General features: G+C 71.5%; 14 protein-coding genes, 2 tRNA genes and 1 rRNA gene. 10 read left to right on the forward strand and 7 right to left on the reverse strand.

All coding sequences use genetic code 11. The features are described 5' to 3' along the window. Nucleotides 1-25 precede the first annotated feature (25 nt). On the forward strand, nt 26-493 hold the full coding sequence (locus tag ACSNN7_RS02925; RefSeq protein WP_436678936.1) for a ribose-5-phosphate isomerase: 468 nt from the start codon (nt 26-28) through the stop codon (nt 491-493). 46 nt (nt 494-539) lie between these two features. On the opposite strand, the gene ACSNN7_RS02930 is transcribed toward ACSNN7_RS02925, so the two are convergent. Then, a complete protein-coding gene (locus tag ACSNN7_RS02930; protein ID WP_436678937.1) occupies nt 540-863 on the reverse strand; it encodes a hypothetical protein in 324 nt (107 codons plus the stop codon). Between the two features lie 163 nt (nt 864-1,026). On the opposite strand from ACSNN7_RS02930, the gene ACSNN7_RS02935 reads away from it, so the two are divergent. After that, complete coding sequence (locus ACSNN7_RS02935) at nt 1,027-1,563, forward strand: hypothetical protein (RefSeq protein ID WP_436678938.1); 537 nt, start codon at nt 1,027-1,029, stop codon at nt 1,561-1,563. Between the two features lie 133 nt (nt 1,564-1,696). Here the strand turns inward: ACSNN7_RS02935 and ACSNN7_RS02940 are convergent, their stop codons facing one another. From ACSNN7_RS02940 to ACSNN7_RS02960, 5 genes are all read right to left on the reverse strand, one after another. Beyond that, the gene (locus tag ACSNN7_RS02940) at nt 1,697-1,960 is read right to left on the reverse strand and encodes a hypothetical protein (RefSeq protein WP_436678939.1); all 264 of its coding nucleotides are present in this window, start codon (nt 1,958-1,960) and stop codon (nt 1,697-1,699) included. Nucleotides 1,961-2,013: 53 nt separating this feature from the next. Then, nucleotides 2,014-4,422 carry an Hsp70 family protein gene (locus tag ACSNN7_RS02945; RefSeq protein ID WP_436678940.1) on the reverse strand — a complete coding sequence of 803 codons (2,409 nt, stop codon included), beginning with the start codon at nt 4,420-4,422 and terminating at the stop codon, nt 2,014-2,016. 795 nt (nt 4,423-5,217) lie between these two features. Further along, nucleotides 5,218-5,451: a hypothetical protein gene (locus ACSNN7_RS02950; RefSeq protein WP_436678941.1), complete on the reverse strand. Its 234-nt coding sequence runs from the start codon at nt 5,449-5,451 to the stop codon at nt 5,218-5,220. A 341-nt stretch (nt 5,452-5,792) separates the two neighbouring features. Further along, the gene (locus ACSNN7_RS02955; RefSeq protein ID WP_436678942.1) at nt 5,793-6,392 is read right to left on the reverse strand and encodes a hypothetical protein; all 600 of its coding nucleotides are present in this window, start codon (nt 6,390-6,392) and stop codon (nt 5,793-5,795) included. Between the two features lie 317 nt (nt 6,393-6,709). Further along, nucleotides 6,710-6,783, reverse strand: a tRNA-Gly gene (locus ACSNN7_RS02960). A 280-nt stretch (nt 6,784-7,063) separates the two neighbouring features. Between ACSNN7_RS02960 and ACSNN7_RS02965 the strand changes: the two genes are divergently transcribed. From ACSNN7_RS02965 to ACSNN7_RS02995, 7 genes are all read left to right on the forward strand, one after another. After that, nucleotides 7,064-7,137, forward strand: a tRNA-Pro gene (locus ACSNN7_RS02965). Nucleotides 7,138-7,283: 146 nt separating this feature from the next. Continuing rightward, entirely contained in the window at nt 7,284-8,636 is a 1,353-nt protein-coding gene (gene tig / locus ACSNN7_RS02970; RefSeq protein WP_436678943.1) for a trigger factor, read from the forward strand. Nucleotides 8,637-8,809: 173 nt separating this feature from the next. Further along, nucleotides 8,810-9,451, forward strand: a complete 642-nt coding sequence (locus ACSNN7_RS02975; RefSeq protein ID WP_436678944.1) for an ATP-dependent Clp protease proteolytic subunit — start codon at nt 8,810-8,812, stop codon at nt 9,449-9,451. 10 nt (nt 9,452-9,461) lie between these two features. Further along, nucleotides 9,462-10,124 carry an ATP-dependent Clp protease proteolytic subunit gene (locus ACSNN7_RS02980; RefSeq protein ID WP_088960729.1) on the forward strand — a complete coding sequence of 221 codons (663 nt, stop codon included), beginning with the start codon at nt 9,462-9,464 and terminating at the stop codon, nt 10,122-10,124. 212 nt (nt 10,125-10,336) lie between these two features. Beyond that, on the forward strand, nt 10,337-11,632 hold the full coding sequence (gene clpX, locus ACSNN7_RS02985) for an ATP-dependent Clp protease ATP-binding subunit ClpX (RefSeq protein WP_436678945.1): 1,296 nt from the start codon (nt 10,337-10,339) through the stop codon (nt 11,630-11,632). A gap of 108 nt (nt 11,633-11,740) precedes the next feature. Next, on the forward strand, nt 11,741-12,574 hold the full coding sequence (locus ACSNN7_RS02990; protein WP_436678946.1) for an EamA family transporter: 834 nt from the start codon (nt 11,741-11,743) through the stop codon (nt 12,572-12,574). Between the two features lie 39 nt (nt 12,575-12,613). After that, complete coding sequence (locus tag ACSNN7_RS02995; RefSeq protein ID WP_436678947.1) at nt 12,614-13,411, forward strand: carbon-nitrogen hydrolase family protein; 798 nt, start codon at nt 12,614-12,616, stop codon at nt 13,409-13,411. An 8-nt stretch (nt 13,412-13,419) separates the two neighbouring features. Here ACSNN7_RS02995 and ACSNN7_RS03000 read toward each other — a convergent pair whose 3' ends face one another. Then, the gene (locus ACSNN7_RS03000; protein ID WP_436678948.1) at nt 13,420-13,647 is read right to left on the reverse strand and encodes a hypothetical protein; all 228 of its coding nucleotides are present in this window, start codon (nt 13,645-13,647) and stop codon (nt 13,420-13,422) included. A gap of 653 nt (nt 13,648-14,300) precedes the next feature. On the opposite strand from ACSNN7_RS03000, the gene ACSNN7_RS03005 reads away from it, so the two are divergent. After that, nucleotides 14,301-14,571 (forward strand): 16S ribosomal RNA (locus ACSNN7_RS03005); the annotation flags it as partial.

The following is a 14,571-nucleotide window of genomic DNA, read 5'->3' on the forward strand; positions in this document are numbered from 1 at the left end:
GGCGCGGCCTGACAGACTGCGCGGTATGCGCGTCTACCTGGGATCCGACCACGCCGGTTTCGAGTTGAAGGTGCACCTGGCCAACCACCTGGCCAAGCAGGGCTACGAGCTGGTCGACGTCGGCCCGCACGCCTTCGACCCGGACGACGACTACCCGGCCTTCTGCCTGCACACGGGTGACCGGGTGGTCAACGACCCGGGCAGCCTCGGGGTGGTCATCGGCGGCTCGGGCAACGGCGAGCAGATCGCCGCCAACAAGGTCGCCGGCGTCCGGGCGGCGCTGGCCTGGAACATCGAGACCGCCCAGCTCGGCCGGGAACACAACGACGCCAACGTGGTGGCCGTCGGCGCCCGCCAGCACACCCTGGACGAGGCGACCGCCATCGTCGAGGCGTTCCTCACCACGGCCTTCTCGGGCAACCCGCGGCACTCCCGCCGGATCGCCCAGATGGCCGACTACGAGCGCACCCGCCAGCTCCCCGAGCTGCCCTGACCGCCGCCTGAGGACCGGCCCTCGCCGGGCCGGTCCAGCGCCGGGGTCACCGGCCGGAGCGGGGCAGGTCCTCGCGGGGCACCCAGTTGCGACGGACGATCACCAGCCGGGCCTCCGCGTCGGCCAGGTCCTCGTCGGTCGGCCGGGCGGCGTCCCGGGCCCGCAACGCGGCGCCGACCCCCACCTGCGAGGAGCCGGAGCCGACCAGGCCCCGCAGGCCCCGCTCGCTCTCCTCGGCCCCGCGCCGCGCCCGCGGCGCGGGCGTGCCGTCGTGCACCTCGGCCGTGACCGCCGCCGGGCCCTCGCCGGCCCCGGCCGCCCCGTCGGGCTGGTGCCGCAGCCGGCGTCGCCGTCGCTCCGCATCCGCCATCAACCGACCGTACCGCCCCTGGTGGCCCAGCGGCGCCCAGGAGACCTCCATCGCGGCCGGAGCGCGGCCACCCGGCGGCGGGGCGCCGACCCATGTGCCGGCTGGCTACCCTCGAAGACGGCGGGCCGGTCGAAGGCCGGCATCGGTCAGGGGAGGACAGGACATGGCAGACCAGACACAGCCGTGGGCGGAGCGGACCGTCGAGGTGCCGCCGCAGCCCGGTGTCGCGGTGCCGCAGCAGCGGGACGGGTTCCGCCCCGGCGTCGCCTCCGTCGGGCGGCCGCGTACCCCACGCACCGAGCAGTTCCCGACGGTGGACGGCGGCGACCACGGCTGGGCCGAGCCTGCCCCGCGCCGGCCGATGAGCTGGCACCTGGCGCAGCTGCGCCAGGGCCGCGAGTGGAGCATGGCGGGCGCGCTCTTCGCGTTCGTCTGCTGGGGGATCTGGGCCATCTCCGGGCGGGGCGACCTGGGCGCGCCGCTGCTCACCTTCGTGCTGAGCCTGCTGGTGGCGGTCGGCCTCTTCGCGCTGTCCCGCCTGGTCGGGCGGGTGATCTGGGAGCGCCAGCTGGGCCGGGTGCGGCGCGGTGCGCGCGGCGCGCACCTGGTGACCGCGATCTTCCTGGTCGGCGTCGGGGTCGCCTACCTGCAGCAGACCGAGTGGGTCGTGTCGGTCTGGAACTTCGTCACGGGCAACTGACTCGTACGTCGCGGGCGGGCCCGGCCGACCCGCCCGCGCGTCCGGTCGCGGAATGCCGCGACAACGGGTCGTTCTCACCAGGCCGGCGGTGCTTACCCCGCCGGCCGCTGTTCATCCGTGCCCGGCTGCGCCGTCACGACGTGCCGTCGTGCCCCTCGGTGTCCGCCTTGGGGGTGGCGACCCGGGCGGCCGGGTCCTCGACGCCGGGCTGCCCGCCGCCCGGCGCGACCATGCCGTCGTAGTTGTAGACCGTGCCGTCCTCGCCGTGCTGCTTCGTGGTGCGCACGTAGCGGTGGATCATGCCGTCCAGCTCGATCTCCAGCAGGGCGCTCTCCGCCTGCTGGGTGCTGCCGTCACGGGGGCCACCGACCAGGTACGCGTTCGTCTTCGTCTCCATGCACATGCCCTACCCAGGGCGAACCGGCGGAAAACGGCCGGCTCCCGGGTTGCTCAGCCGTCCCCGGCGAAGCGGTACAGCACGAAGTCCTTCTCCCGGCCGCAGGCGATCACCGTGGTGTTCCACGAGCAGGACCCGCTGCGGACGTCCTTGAGCTGACCCATCTCGAACGGCGAGTCCGCGCCCACCGCCATCCCGGCGAGGCTGCGGTCGTCCTCGACACTGCTCGGCGGCTCGGCGAAGAGCAGCAGGTTGCCCGCGTCCAGCCGGACGGCCACCCCGTCCCGGTCGGTCAGCACCGCCCGGCCGTCGCCGTCGAAGAGGGTGACCGCGGACTGCGGGGAGTCCCGCCGGACCAGCAGATGGTCGCCGACCGGCACCAGCCCGTCGGCTCCCGGGGCCGGCCAGTGCCGGCTGCCCTTCCCCTCGGTGGCCACGACCACCTCGGTGCGCGCGGCCTCGCCGTCCGGCACCTCCAGCAGACAGGCCCGGTGCTCGCCGCAGGCGACCAGCGACTTCGGCCGGCGTCCGTCGTCCGGGGCGCTGTGGAGCACGTCGGGCTCGGCGAGACTGGCCAGGTCGTACCCGAGCAGCCGGTAGCCGCGTTCGTCCTCGGTGACGTACAGCCGGTCGCCGTACGCCGCCACCAGGTCGTCGACGTCGGCGACGTTGGGCCGGCTCCGCAGCACGTCACCGTCGCCCATGTCGATCAGCCGGACCGACCGGTCGGCGCCCACCTGCACCAGCCGGTCGGCCGTACCCAGCCAGGGTGCCGTGGGCAGGCCGTTGAAGGACGCGGCCCCGCCCGACGACTCCGCCGTGCCGACCCGCAGCACCCGGGTACGGCTCTCGCCGTACTCGTTGCGCGGGCTGTCCCGGCGCCACGTCTCGCGGCCGTCGCGCAACCGCAGGCCGACCAGGCGATCGCCGGTCCGGTCGACCCACACCACCGAGTCCCGGGTGTAGTGCAGGTCGTCGTCGCCGTGCAGGGAGAGCCGCCAGCGTTCCTCGCCCGAGCCGGCGTCGAGCACCAGCAGGTCGCGCGGCGTGCTGTCGCCGGGCGCGTCGGCGAGGACCACCACCGCGCCGGGCAGCGCCCGGAGCCCTGCCCACTGCTGCGCGCCGACCCGGGTCTGCTTGCGCCACAGCTCGTCGCCGCTGCCCGCGTCGACCGCCACCACCTCGAGCCGGTCGTCCGGCAACCGGTGGGCGAGGTAGGCGCGGTCGCCGAGGACGGCGGTGAACATGGCGGTCGCCCGCTCCGCGCCGGCCGTCGGCGTGGCCACCACCACCGGGGTCCGGAACTCCAGCGCCGGGTAGCGGTCCCGGGTCAGCCAGAGCGCCGTCGCGGCCACCACGCCGACCAGCGCGAGGCCCGCGGCGAGCCCGATCCAGAGCCCCCGCCGACCCCGTGCCGGCCCGGTCGGATCGCCGCCGGGCGCCGGCGACACCGGCGGAGCCCACGGGGGTACGCCCGGAGCACCCGCCTCCGGTCCGGCTGCCGCGGGCGCCGCCTGCCCGGGCCGGTACGGGTCCGGCGGGGTCGGTGCCGGTCGGGGCAGGGTCGCCGCCGTCTTCCCGTGGCCGGCGAGTGCGGGCGCGGGCGCGGCTGCGGCGGCGGGCGCTGCCGCGGCCTGGGCGGGCGCTGCCGCCACCTGGGCAGGTGCTGCCGCCACCTGGGCGGGTGCTCCGGCGGCGACCGCGGTCGGCCGGGACCGGGGCAGCGGCAGGTCGGTCAGCGCCCCCTCGGCGACCGGCAGCTCGGGCTGTTCCAGCACGGTCGGCGCGATGCCCAGCTCGGCGTGGAGCATCCGGGCCACCAGCGGTATCCGGGACGACCCGCCGACCAGGAAGAGCCCGGCGAGCTGCTCCGGCGTGAGCCCCGCGGCGGCGACGACCTCGCGGGTCGCGACCACCGCCCGGGCCAGCAGGGGAGCGGCCAGCCGTTCCAGGTCGGCCCGCTCCAGCCGCGCCGCCGCCTCCACCCCCGGTACGGCGACCGGGGCGACGGTGACCCGCGACAGCATCTCCTTCGCCCCGCGCACGTTCTCCCAGAGCTGCTGCCGGTCCCGCCACTCGGTGCCCGTCCCGGGGTTGGTCAGCCGGGCCCAGCGGGCCGGGTCGGCGGCGGCGACCAGCTCCCCGAGCCGGCCCACCAGCGCCGCGTCGAGGTCCAGGCCGCCCAGGTCGGCCACCCCACCGGTGGAGATCACCGTGAACCCGGAGTCGCCCCACGGGTCGGCGCCCTCGTTGCGGACCACGGCGACGTCCAGCGTGCCGCCGCCGAAGTCGAAGACGGCGACCGCGGCACCGACCGGCACCGGCCGGCGCAGCACGTCGGTGTAGTACCGGGCGGCGGCGACCGGCTCCCGCAACAGGCGGGTCCCGGGCGGGATCGGCCCGGACATGGTGTGCTCGGCGGCCGAGGGCCAGCCGGCGAGCGCCAGCGCCTCGTGCAGCACCTGCCGTCGGGCGCCTCCCAGGCCGCCGGGTAGGTGACCACCGCCGGGGGCAGGAAGCCGGCCGCCGCGACCGCCGACTCCGCCACCGCGCGCAGGGTCGCCGCCAGCAGCTCCGCCGGTGGGTACGCGCGTCCGCCCAGCGACACGCTCGCCTCGTCCACCCGGCGCTTCGGGTTCGGCTCGTACCCGCCCGGGTCGGCCTGTGCCAGCCGCTGCGCGTCCCGGCCGACGTGCAGCCGCCCGTCCGCGTCGGCGTACACGCCGGAGGGGAGGATCGGCTGCCCGTCGACGAGCAGCGGCCGGGTCCGACCGTCCGGCCGGCGCAGCACGGCGACGGTGTTGGACGTGCCGAGGTCGACGCCGAGGGCGAACCCGTCCTGCTGGCCTGCCATCGGTCGGTACCTCCACGCGGACGAGGGGAATTCCCGGCCCCGCATCGTACGCAGCCGATGCAGCGAAGCCGGATGCGGACAGTTTTCAGGCGTGGCCTTCCGCTACGGTTCCATAGTGGACCTTCAATCTCGGCGAGCGGCCACCAGACGAGTGCTAGGCACTTCGGCCCTGCTCGCGGGCTTACTGATCTCTCTGCTCACGATGACGAACGACTCCGTGGAGACGGAGCCGCACGTTCTCGCCGGGCTCCTCGTCCTGGTCGGCGTCGGACTGCGGATAGAGGCCGCGATCCTCGCTGCCAGGGCAGAGCCCGAGCCCTGGTTGGTCACGCGGCCGACGCCGCCCCCAGACCGATAGCAGGCCACTGCGCCTCATCCGCCGACGTGCGGACAGGAACAGGCGTCAGCCTTCGACGCGTCGGAAGTCGCTTCGGAAGACGCCGTACTGGGCGGGCGTCACCCAGCAGCTGAAACGCTGGCCGACCAGGTCGGCTGCGTCGATCTCAAGCTGTACCGCCAGGACGGCAGCGTCGGTCCGGTGGACCTTGGAAGGGTCCGCGGCGTTCCGGAAGTCCGCGAGTCCTCCACGCACGCCAACGACCGCGTACTCGATCCCCTGGCTGGCCACAGAGACCACAGCCGGGCACATCAGCAGCAGGAGCGGTCACGGCGTGGACCGTAGCTCTGCGCCGTCGCCGCTGCAAGCCTCGAAGAACCCAGGGCTGACGGATTGAGCCGGCCCTCAGCAGGGGATCGTCCGGGACCTGGTTCCGAAAGAGCGTGCTCCAGCCGTGATGCCCGAAACGCCTGCGGCCGGCGGCAGAGCCGATTGCCGCTCGTGCCCGTCGATGACCGCTGGCCAGGACCACCCGTAGGACGCCGGGACGATCACGCCACCGGCGATCCACGCCCACTGGCCCGGGTTCGTAACCTCACCTCGTGCCCAGAGGTGCGGCGATGAGCCCGCACGCGCCTTGGTCAGAGGTAGTCGCGCCAGAACGGCACGGTGGCTTGGGGGTTCCAGTCGTCGGTCCGCTCGGGACGCGGTTCCTCGAATTCCTGGCCGATGTAGTCGAGCAGATCGGTCCCGTAGTAGATGGTGTCCCACCCGCGCATCGACAGAACCGGGTGAGCGGAGGTTCCGCGTCCGGCGGGAAGGAACCGGTGCGCATACACCGGAACCATCTTCGGGACCTCGGCAAGCCGGACACGCGCCACCTCGACTGCCTCTTCCGGCATCGCCGGACGGCTTCCCCATTCCTGCCGCCAATGCCCGTGCTCGACGTCCCAGAGCAGGTAGTCGACCGGCCAGGAAAGGTGTTCGCGAAGCGCGTCCGGATCGCCGTTGCGCCAGTCGGGCCAGGGATGTTCCCAGGCCTGCCCCTCTTCGTACGGCTGCCACACCGGAAGGCCAACGGCCAGAAAGGCGCGGTGGTCATCGGCGAACTCGAACCCGTATCCGCGCTCGATGCGGTCGAACTCCGCGTTGGTCAGCCCCTTGTCGATCCGGCAACAGCCAAGAGCGGCCAGCCGCTGTGCCGCCGCGACTCCCAGGCGGAAACCCTCGTCACCGATCACGGCGAAACCGTAGCGCCGGGGCCTGCTGATGTCGCTCCCCATCGTCACCCCGCTACCTGGACTCAACCGCCGTACTCGACAGGAGCCGCCGTCAGCCTGCGCCGAAACTGACGTCGACCCCAATGACGGACCGACGTCATCGACATGCCGTGCGGCGCTACCCAGGAAGCCAAGCTCGGCCTGCATTGCCGGCGCCCGCCGCCTGCGCCGGCAGCAGATCCGCGGGCTGGCACGGGGATGGCACGCAAGATTGAACATGGGGGAGATGCGAACGGCCCAGGTGCCGCGATCATGCGGCCTACCTGGGCCTTCGTGGGTGGAGCGGGCGACGGGAATCGAACCCGCACCGTCAGTTTGGAAGACTGAAGCTCTACCATTGAGCTACGCCCGCAGCCGCCCCGCCATCGCGAGACGCGCCGACAGCCTACCCGGTCCGCCAACCCACCGCGCACAGGCATCTCCCACGCGTCGCCCCCGCCATCCGCAGGCTTTCAGAGAAACGGTGGCCTCCGAGCGCCCCGAGGCACGCTTTCTCCGAAAGTGCGCGGGCCGCAGCGGCCCCGTCGGGCGAGGAGCGGGCGGCGGTGGTGTCCGGTTGGTGGGGGTTCGGCGCGTTGGGGGCCTCCCCGGCACCTCCGGCGGGTGCCGACGGCATACACTTCTCGTCGCCACGGGGTGTGGCGCAGCTTGGTAGCGCACTCGCTTTGGGAGCGAGGGGCCGTGGGTTCAAATCCCGCCACCCCGACTGTCGTCCGTCGGCCGGGTCGCCCGGGTCGTCGCCGATTTTTCTGCGCGGTACCCGGGCGCTGCCGGAGCGGCAGCCCGGCTCGCCTACACTCGATGCGCGCAAACACGCCCAGACTCAACTGAGATCCGTCAAGGAGTACGCCTGTGAAGAGCACCGTCGAGACTCTGAGCCCGACGCGCGTGCGGCTCGCCATCGAGGTGCCGTTCGTCGAGCTCGAGCCGAGCCTCAAGAAGGCGTACCGGGAGATCGGTTCGCAGGTGCAGGTTCCCGGCTTCCGCCGGGGCAAGGTGCCGGCCGCCGTCATCGACCAGCGGGTGGGCCGGGGGACCGTCCTCAACGAGGCGATCCAGGAGGCCATCCCGCAGAACATCCTCGCCGCGGTCCGCGAGCACGACCTGAAGACGCTCGGTCGTCCCGAGGTCGACATCACCGAGTTCAACGACGGTGACTCGCTCAACTTCACCGCCGAGGTCGACGTCCGGCCCGAGATCACCCTGCCGGACCCGGCCACCGTCGAGGTGACCGTCGACGAGCTCCAGATCGACGACAGCGAGATCGACGAGCAGGTCAAGAACCTGCGCGAGCGGTTCGCCACCCTGAAGACGGTCGAGCGGGCCGCCCAGGAGGGCGACTACGTCCAGATCGACCTGAACGCCACCGTCGACGGCGAGGAGGTGCCGGGCGGCTCGGCCAGCAACATCTCGCACGAGGTCGGCAGCAAGCAGCTCCTGCCGGGGCTGGACGAGGCCCTGGTCGGCCTCGCCGCCGGCGAGAGCACCACCTTCACCACCCAGCTGGTGGGCGGCGACTTCGCCGGCCGCGACGCCGAGGTGGCGGTGACCGTCCGCACGGTCAAGGAGAAGGAGCTGCCGGAGCTGGACGACGACTTCGCCCAGATGGCGAGCGAGTTCGACACCATCGCCGAGCTTCGTGACGACGTGCGCGAGCGGGTCACCCGGGGCAAGCGGGTCGAGCAGATCTACGCCGCTCGCGACAAGGCGCTGGAGCAGCTCGTCGCGGCCGCCGAGGTGCCGGCGCCGGAGGGTGTCGTCCGCGAGGAGGTCGAGAGCCGCAAGGCGGCCATGATCGACCAGCTCGAGCGGATCGGCGCCTCGCTGGAGGAGTACCTCGCGGCGGAGGAGAAGACCGAGGAGCAGATCGACGCCGAGCTGAACGAGGCGGCGACCGAGGGCGTCAAGATCCAGCTCCTGCTGGACACGCTTGCCGACGCCGAGGACGTCCAGGTCTCCGACGACGAGTTCGGCCACGAGATCGTGCACCGCGCGCAGCGGGCCGGGATGGCGCCGCAGCAGTACTACGACCAGCTGGTGCGTTCCGGCGCGGCCGCCGCCGTCTTCGGCGACGTCCGCCGTGGCAAGGCCCTCGCCGCGGTCATGGAGAAGATCAAGATCAAGGACTCCGCCGGCAACGAGGTGACCCTCGACGCGCTGCGGGCCGAGAGCGAGCAGGCGCACGAGCACGACCACGAGCACTGATTCTCCCCGGTAGGCCGCCGTCCGCCCCTTGCGGTGGACGGCGCCCGAAACCGTTTCTCGGGTACGTCGGTCAGGGCAACTGCGCTGAGAGCGAACAGTGCCCCGACCGGGAGTCGATCACCCGGCTGAGCGGTTAGTGTCGGTGAGGACGGTACGGAGAGCGAAGGGCTGCCATGACCGACATGCACATCCCCAAGAAGTCGCTCCGGGCGATCGAGGCCCGCGGTGGCGACTCCATTGGCAACCTCGACGACTCGGTCTACAACCGGTTGCTCAAGGAGCGGATCGTATTCCTGGGCAGCGAGGTGACCGACCAGGTCGCCAACCGCATCTGCGCGCAGCTGCTGCTGCTCGCCGCGGAGGACCCGGACCGCGACATCAACCTCTGGATCAACTCGCCGGGTGGCTCGGTCTACTCCGGCATGGCGATCTACGACACCATGCAGTTCATCGACAACGACGTGTCGACCGTGGCGATGGGCATGGCGGCCTCCATGGGCCAGCTGCTGCTCTGCGCCGGCACCAAGGGCAAGCGGTACGCCCTCCCGCACGCGCGGATCATGATGCACCAGCCGTCCGGCGGTCTCGGCGGCACGGCCTCCGACATCGCGATCCAGGCCGAGCAGATGCTCTACACCAAGCGGATGTTCCAGGAGCGGGTCGCGCACCACACCGGCCAGAGCCAGGCACAGATCGAGGCGGACTCGGACCGGGACCGTTGGTTCACCGCCCAGGAGGCCATGGACTACGGCTTCATCGACAAGGTGATCATCGGGGCCGCTCAGGTTCCGGATGGCGCCGGGACCCTGAGCTGAGGAGCTGACGATGACCGATCTGAGCCTGCCGCCCCAGTTCGCGGCCGTGCACAACCGCTACGTGCTTCCGTCGTTCGTCGAGCGCACGTCGTACGGGGTCAAGGAGTCCAACCCGTACAACAAGCTCTTCGAGGACCGGATCATCTTCCTCGGCGTCCAGGTGGACGACGCGTCGGCCAACGACGTGATGGCGCAGCTGCTGACGCTCGAGGGCACCGACCCGGACCGCGACATCATCATGTACATCAACTCGCCGGGTGGTTCGTTCACCGCCATGACGGCGATCTACGACACCATGCAGTACGTCCGTCCGGACATCTCCACCGTCTGCCTGGGCCAGGCGGCCAGCGCGGCGGCGGTCCTGCTGTCGGCGGGCACCCCGGGCAAGCGGATGGCGCTGCCGAACTCGCGGATCATCATCCACCAGCCGGCCACCGAGGGCGGCTACGGGCAGGGCTCGGACATCGAGATCCAGGCCCGGGAGATCCTGCGGATGCGGACCCAGCTGGAGGACATGCTCTCCCGGCACTGCAACCGCCCGATCGAGCAGGTCCGCAAGGACATCGACCGGGACAAGATCATGACGGCCGAGGAGGCCAAGGAGTACGGGCTGGTCGACACGATCCTGACCAGCCGCAAGAAGGGCCTGCTGGCGGCGAACGCCGCGAGCTGAGCAGTACCGGGTCGGAGGTCGGTCGGGGCGTCGTTCCCGGCCGACCTCTGACACACCCGTTTTGGGGGTCGGAGAAACCTCCGTCAGCGGGTAACGTCGGTTCCGTACCGCTGGGCCGGGTCGGGCCGGCGGGCAGGGATCGAGACGGACGGGCGCGCGGCGCCCGCAGGTCAGGGCCGGCGTTCCGGCCGACGAGTGCAGGGAGAACGTAGGTGGCACGGATCGGTGACGGCGGCGACCTACTGAAGTGCTCCTTCTGTGGCAAGTCGCAGAAGCAGGTCAAGAAACTCATCGCAGGCCCCGGGGTCTACATCTGCGACGAGTGCATCGATCTCTGCAACGAGATCATCGAGGAGGAGCTGGCCGAGTCCGGCGAGGTGAAGTGGGAAGAGCTTCCCAAGCCGATGGAGATCTGCCAGTTCCTCGACAACTACGTCGTCGGTCAGGACCAGGCCAAGAAGGCGCTCGCCGTCGCGGTCTACAACCACTACAAGCGGATCCAGGCCGAGGCGGCCGGCGCGCCGGGCTCCGGCAGCGACGCCGTCGAGCTGGCCAAGTCCAACATCCTGCTGCTCGGGCCGACCGGCTGCGGCAAGACCCACCTGGCCCAGACCCTGGCCCGGATGCTGAACGTCCCGTTCGCCATCGCCGACGCCACCGCGCTGACCGAGGCCGGGTACGTCGGTGAGGACGTGGAGAACATCCTCCTCAAGCTGATCCAGGCGGCGGACTACGACATCAAGCGCGCCGAGACCGGCATCATCTACATCGACGAGGTCGACAAGATCGCCCGCAAGTCGGAGAACCCGTCGATCACCCGGGACGTCTCCGGCGAGGGCGTGCAGCAGGCGCTGCTGAAGATGCTGGAAGGCACGGTGGCCAACGTGCCGCCGCAGGGCGGGCGCAAGCACCCGCACCAGGAGTTCATTCAGATCGACACCACCAACGTGCTGTTCATCTGCGGCGGGGCCTTCGCCGGGCTCGACCAGATCATCGAGGCCCGCACCGGCCACGGCGGCACCGGCTTCGGCGCCCGGCTCCGGTCGGTCTCCGAGCGGTCGACCGACGACATCTTCAGCCAGGTGATGCCGGAGGACATGCTCAAGTTCGGGCTGATCCCCGAGTTCGTCGGGCGGCTGCCGGTGATCACCAACGTGCGCAGCCTGGACCGCACCGCCCTGGTCCGGATCCTCACCGAGCCGCGCAACGCGCTGGTCAAGCAGTACCAGCGGCTCTTCGAGCTGGACGGGGTCGAGCTGGAGTTCGACGAGCCGGCGCTGGAGGCGATCGCCGACCAGGCGATGCTGCGCGGCACCGGTGCCCGTGGCCTGCGCGCCATCATCGAGGAGGTCCTGCTCTCCGCGATGTTCGAGGTGCCGAGCAACCCCGACGCCGCCCGGGTGCTGATCACCCGTGAGGTGGTCCTGGAGAACGTCAACCCGACCATCGTCCCGCGGGAGTTCACCGGTCGCCGGGCCCGCCGGGAGCGCGAGGAGAAGTCGGCCTGACCGGCGTTCCACACTGACGACGACAGCACGGCCACCGGTGGGTGGCCGTGCTGTCGTCGTACGAGATCACGGTGGCCGGCCCTGCCCGCCGTCTGGTAGGACCGTCCGGTGTTCCCCATCATGCTCGCGGCGGTGTCCGCGATCGCCTTCGGCACCGCCGACTTCTCCGGCGGCAAGGCGTCCCGCCGCGCCGACCCGGTCGCCGTCACCGTGGTCTCCCAGCTGCTGAGCCTGCCGCTGCTGCTTCTGCTGGTGCTGCTGGTACCCGGCACCCCGACCACCGTCGACGTGGCGTGGGGGCTCGGTGCGGGCGTCGCCGGCGCGGCCGGGGTGATGCTGCTCTACCGGGCCCTGGCCGCCGGGATGATGGCCGTGGTCGCACCGGTCACGGCGATCACCGCCGCGGTGGTGCCGATCGTCGCGGGGCTGCTGACCGCGCGCTGGCCGGGCACCCTCGCGCTCTGCGGGGCGGGCCTCGCCGTGCTGGCCATCGCCCTGGTCAGCCTCGGCGAGGGCGGCGCGCGCGGTACGGTCTCCACCCGGGTGATCGGGTTGGCCCTCGTCGCCGGAGCCCTCTTCGGGGTCTTCTTCGCCCTGCTGGGTCAGGCCGACCGGTCCGCCGGGATGTGGCCGGTGCTGGCGCTGCGGGTCAGTTCGATCGTCTTCGGCGTCGCGCTCGCCGTCGGCACGGGGGTGCGGCTGCGGATCGGCCCGCGGGTGCTGGGCTGGGCGGCGGCGGCCGGCCTGCTCGACAGCGCCGCGAACGCGCTCTACCTGGCCGCGGCGGGTCGCGGTCACCTGAGCGTCGTCGCCGCGATCGCGGCGCTCTACCCGGCCAGCACCGTGCTGCTCGCCCTCGCCGTGGACCGGGAACGGCTCCGGCCGGTGCAGTTGGCCGGGCTCGGGTTCGCCGCCGGCGCCTTGGTGCTGGCCAGCGTCTGACGCTGTCGCCGGCCGGCGTCCGCCCGTACCCTGATCTCCATGCGCGTCGCCGTCTGCCAGCTCAACGCCCGCGACGACCGGGCCGCCAACCTGGCCGCCGCCGAGGCCCTGCTGGTCCGGGCCGCGGCGGCCGGCGCGGATCTCGCGGTCCTTCCGGAGTACGTCGACTACCTCGGCCCGAGCCGGGGCATGCCGGAGCCGGAGCCGGTGGACGGCACGGTGGGCAGGTTCTTCGCCGGTGTCGCCGAGCGGCTCGGCATCTGGGTGGTGGCGGGCTCGTTCCACGAGGCGGGCCCGGATCCGGCGCACACCTGGAACACCTCCCTGGTCTTCGACCGCTCCGGCGCGCTCGCGGCCAGTTACCGCAAGATCCACCTGTACGACGTGGAGATCCCGGGGCGGGTTTCGTACCTCGAATCGGCGACGGTCGCCCCCGGCGATCAGCCGGTGGTGGTCGACGTCGAGGGTCTGCGGGTCGGTCTGTCGATCTGCTACGACCTGCGCTTCCCCGAGCTCTACCGGCTGCTGGCCGTCGACGGGGGAGCGCAGCTGCTCGTGGTACCGGCCGCGTTCATGATGCACACCGGCCGGGACCACTGGGAGGTGCTGCTGCGGGCCCGGGCCATCGAGAACCAGTGCTTCGTGGCCGCCGCCGGCCAGATCGGCGACCACGAGCCGGGCCGTACCTGCTTCGGGCGCAGCATGGTGGTCGACCCGTGGGGGACGGTGCTCGGCCAGGTGCCCGACGGCCCCGGCCTGACCGTGGTCGACCTCGACCTCGACCGCCTGCACACCATCCGCACCGAGCTGCCCAGCCTCGCCAACCGGCGCCTCTGAGCGCGCGGTCAGCCCTGCACGAGTACGCCGAGCACGGTCAGGCCGACGATCGCCGCGCCGGTGACGAGCAGGGCGGTGGTCATCCGGGACCGGCCGCGCCGGGCCAGTCGCGCGGTGGAGAGCAGGACGACGGCGAGTACGACCGCGGCGATCACCAGCTGCCAGAAGGGCGCCACGAGTCCGAGCAGCGCCTCGTCGGCGAGCGTCACCGCCGGGGGCCGGCGCACGTCATCCATGGCAGCCACTCTGGCACGTCGCCGCCCGCACAGGGGGCGCTGCGCGCGATCGGGTACGCCGGCGCGGCGCCGGACCGCTTGCAGCGGACCACTGACGATCATTGATTTGCCTTCTCGGGCTCCCTCCGCGTAACTTTCTCTCTGCACGCGGGAGGCCGGGCAAACCGGCCGAGAACGGGCACCAGGCTCGTGGCGGGAACGCCGAGCGAGGCTGAGACGGGCGGGGCGAGGCACTCCGGAAGACGGGGTTGCGATCGCGAGACCGACCGGGTAGAGTTCGAAAGCCGGCAGGGAGCCGGGCGGGTGGCCGCGAAGCGGCGATCGGCCGGTCTGCCGACTTCCCACGACAGCAACGACCGCCGGATACGGCGTGCGTCAGCGTGGATCGGGCCGAACCAAGTTGATGACCTTGGAAACGAGGTTGACAGCGAGGATCGGACCGGGTAAGTTAGAGAGGTTGCCCCGGACGGGGGTTCTACGGTGTAGAGCTTTCGGATGGTGTGTGGTTGTTCTTTGAGAACTCAACAGGGTGCTTGTAAAGCCAGTGCCAATTATGATTTATACCCCGGACTGGCAGTCTTCTTTCGGGAAGGTCTGTTGGTTGGGATTCCTTTGGCAACACTTTTGTTGTCAGGACGTTTTTCAACAAGTTTTTGTTGGAGAGTTTGATCCTGGCTCAGGACGAACGCTGGCGGCGTGCTTAACACATGCAAGTCGAGCGGAAAGGCCCTTCGGGGTACTCGAGCGGCGAACGGGTGAGTAACACGTGAGCAACCTGCCCTAGGCTTTGGGATAACCCTCGGAAACGGGGGCTAATACCGAATACGACCTGGCCTCGCATGAGGCTTGGTGGAAAGTTTTTCGGCCTGGGATGGGCTCGCGGCCTATCAGCTTGTTGGTGGGGTGATGGCCTACCAAGGCGAC

Source organism: Micromonospora sp. URMC 105 (genome assembly GCF_051386295.1).
Classification (GTDB): Bacteria; Actinomycetota; Actinomycetes; order Mycobacteriales; family Micromonosporaceae; genus Micromonospora.

Excerpts from the sequence above, each read along its gene's own strand:
- ACSNN7_RS02940 (WP_436678939.1), bottom strand. The coding sequence starts at position 1,960 with ATGGAGACGAAGACGAACGCGTACCTGGTCGGTGGCCCCCGTGACGGC.
- ACSNN7_RS02935 (WP_436678938.1), top strand. The coding sequence starts at position 1,027 with ATGGCAGACCAGACACAGCCGTGGGCGGAGCGGACCGTCGAGGTGCCG.
- ACSNN7_RS02995 (WP_436678947.1), top strand. The coding sequence starts at position 12,614 with ATGCGCGTCGCCGTCTGCCAGCTCAACGCCCGCGACGACCGGGCCGCC.
- ACSNN7_RS02975 (WP_436678944.1), top strand. The coding sequence starts at position 8,810 with ATGACCGACATGCACATCCCCAAGAAGTCGCTCCGGGCGATCGAGGCC.
- ACSNN7_RS02930 (WP_436678937.1), bottom strand. The coding sequence starts at position 863 with ATGGCGGATGCGGAGCGACGGCGACGCCGGCTGCGGCACCAGCCCGAC.
- ACSNN7_RS02980 (WP_088960729.1), top strand. The coding sequence starts at position 9,462 with ATGACCGATCTGAGCCTGCCGCCCCAGTTCGCGGCCGTGCACAACCGC.
- ACSNN7_RS03000 (WP_436678948.1), bottom strand. The coding sequence starts at position 13,647 with ATGGATGACGTGCGCCGGCCCCCGGCGGTGACGCTCGCCGACGAGGCG.
- ACSNN7_RS02925 (WP_436678936.1), top strand. The coding sequence starts at position 26 with ATGCGCGTCTACCTGGGATCCGACCACGCCGGTTTCGAGTTGAAGGTG.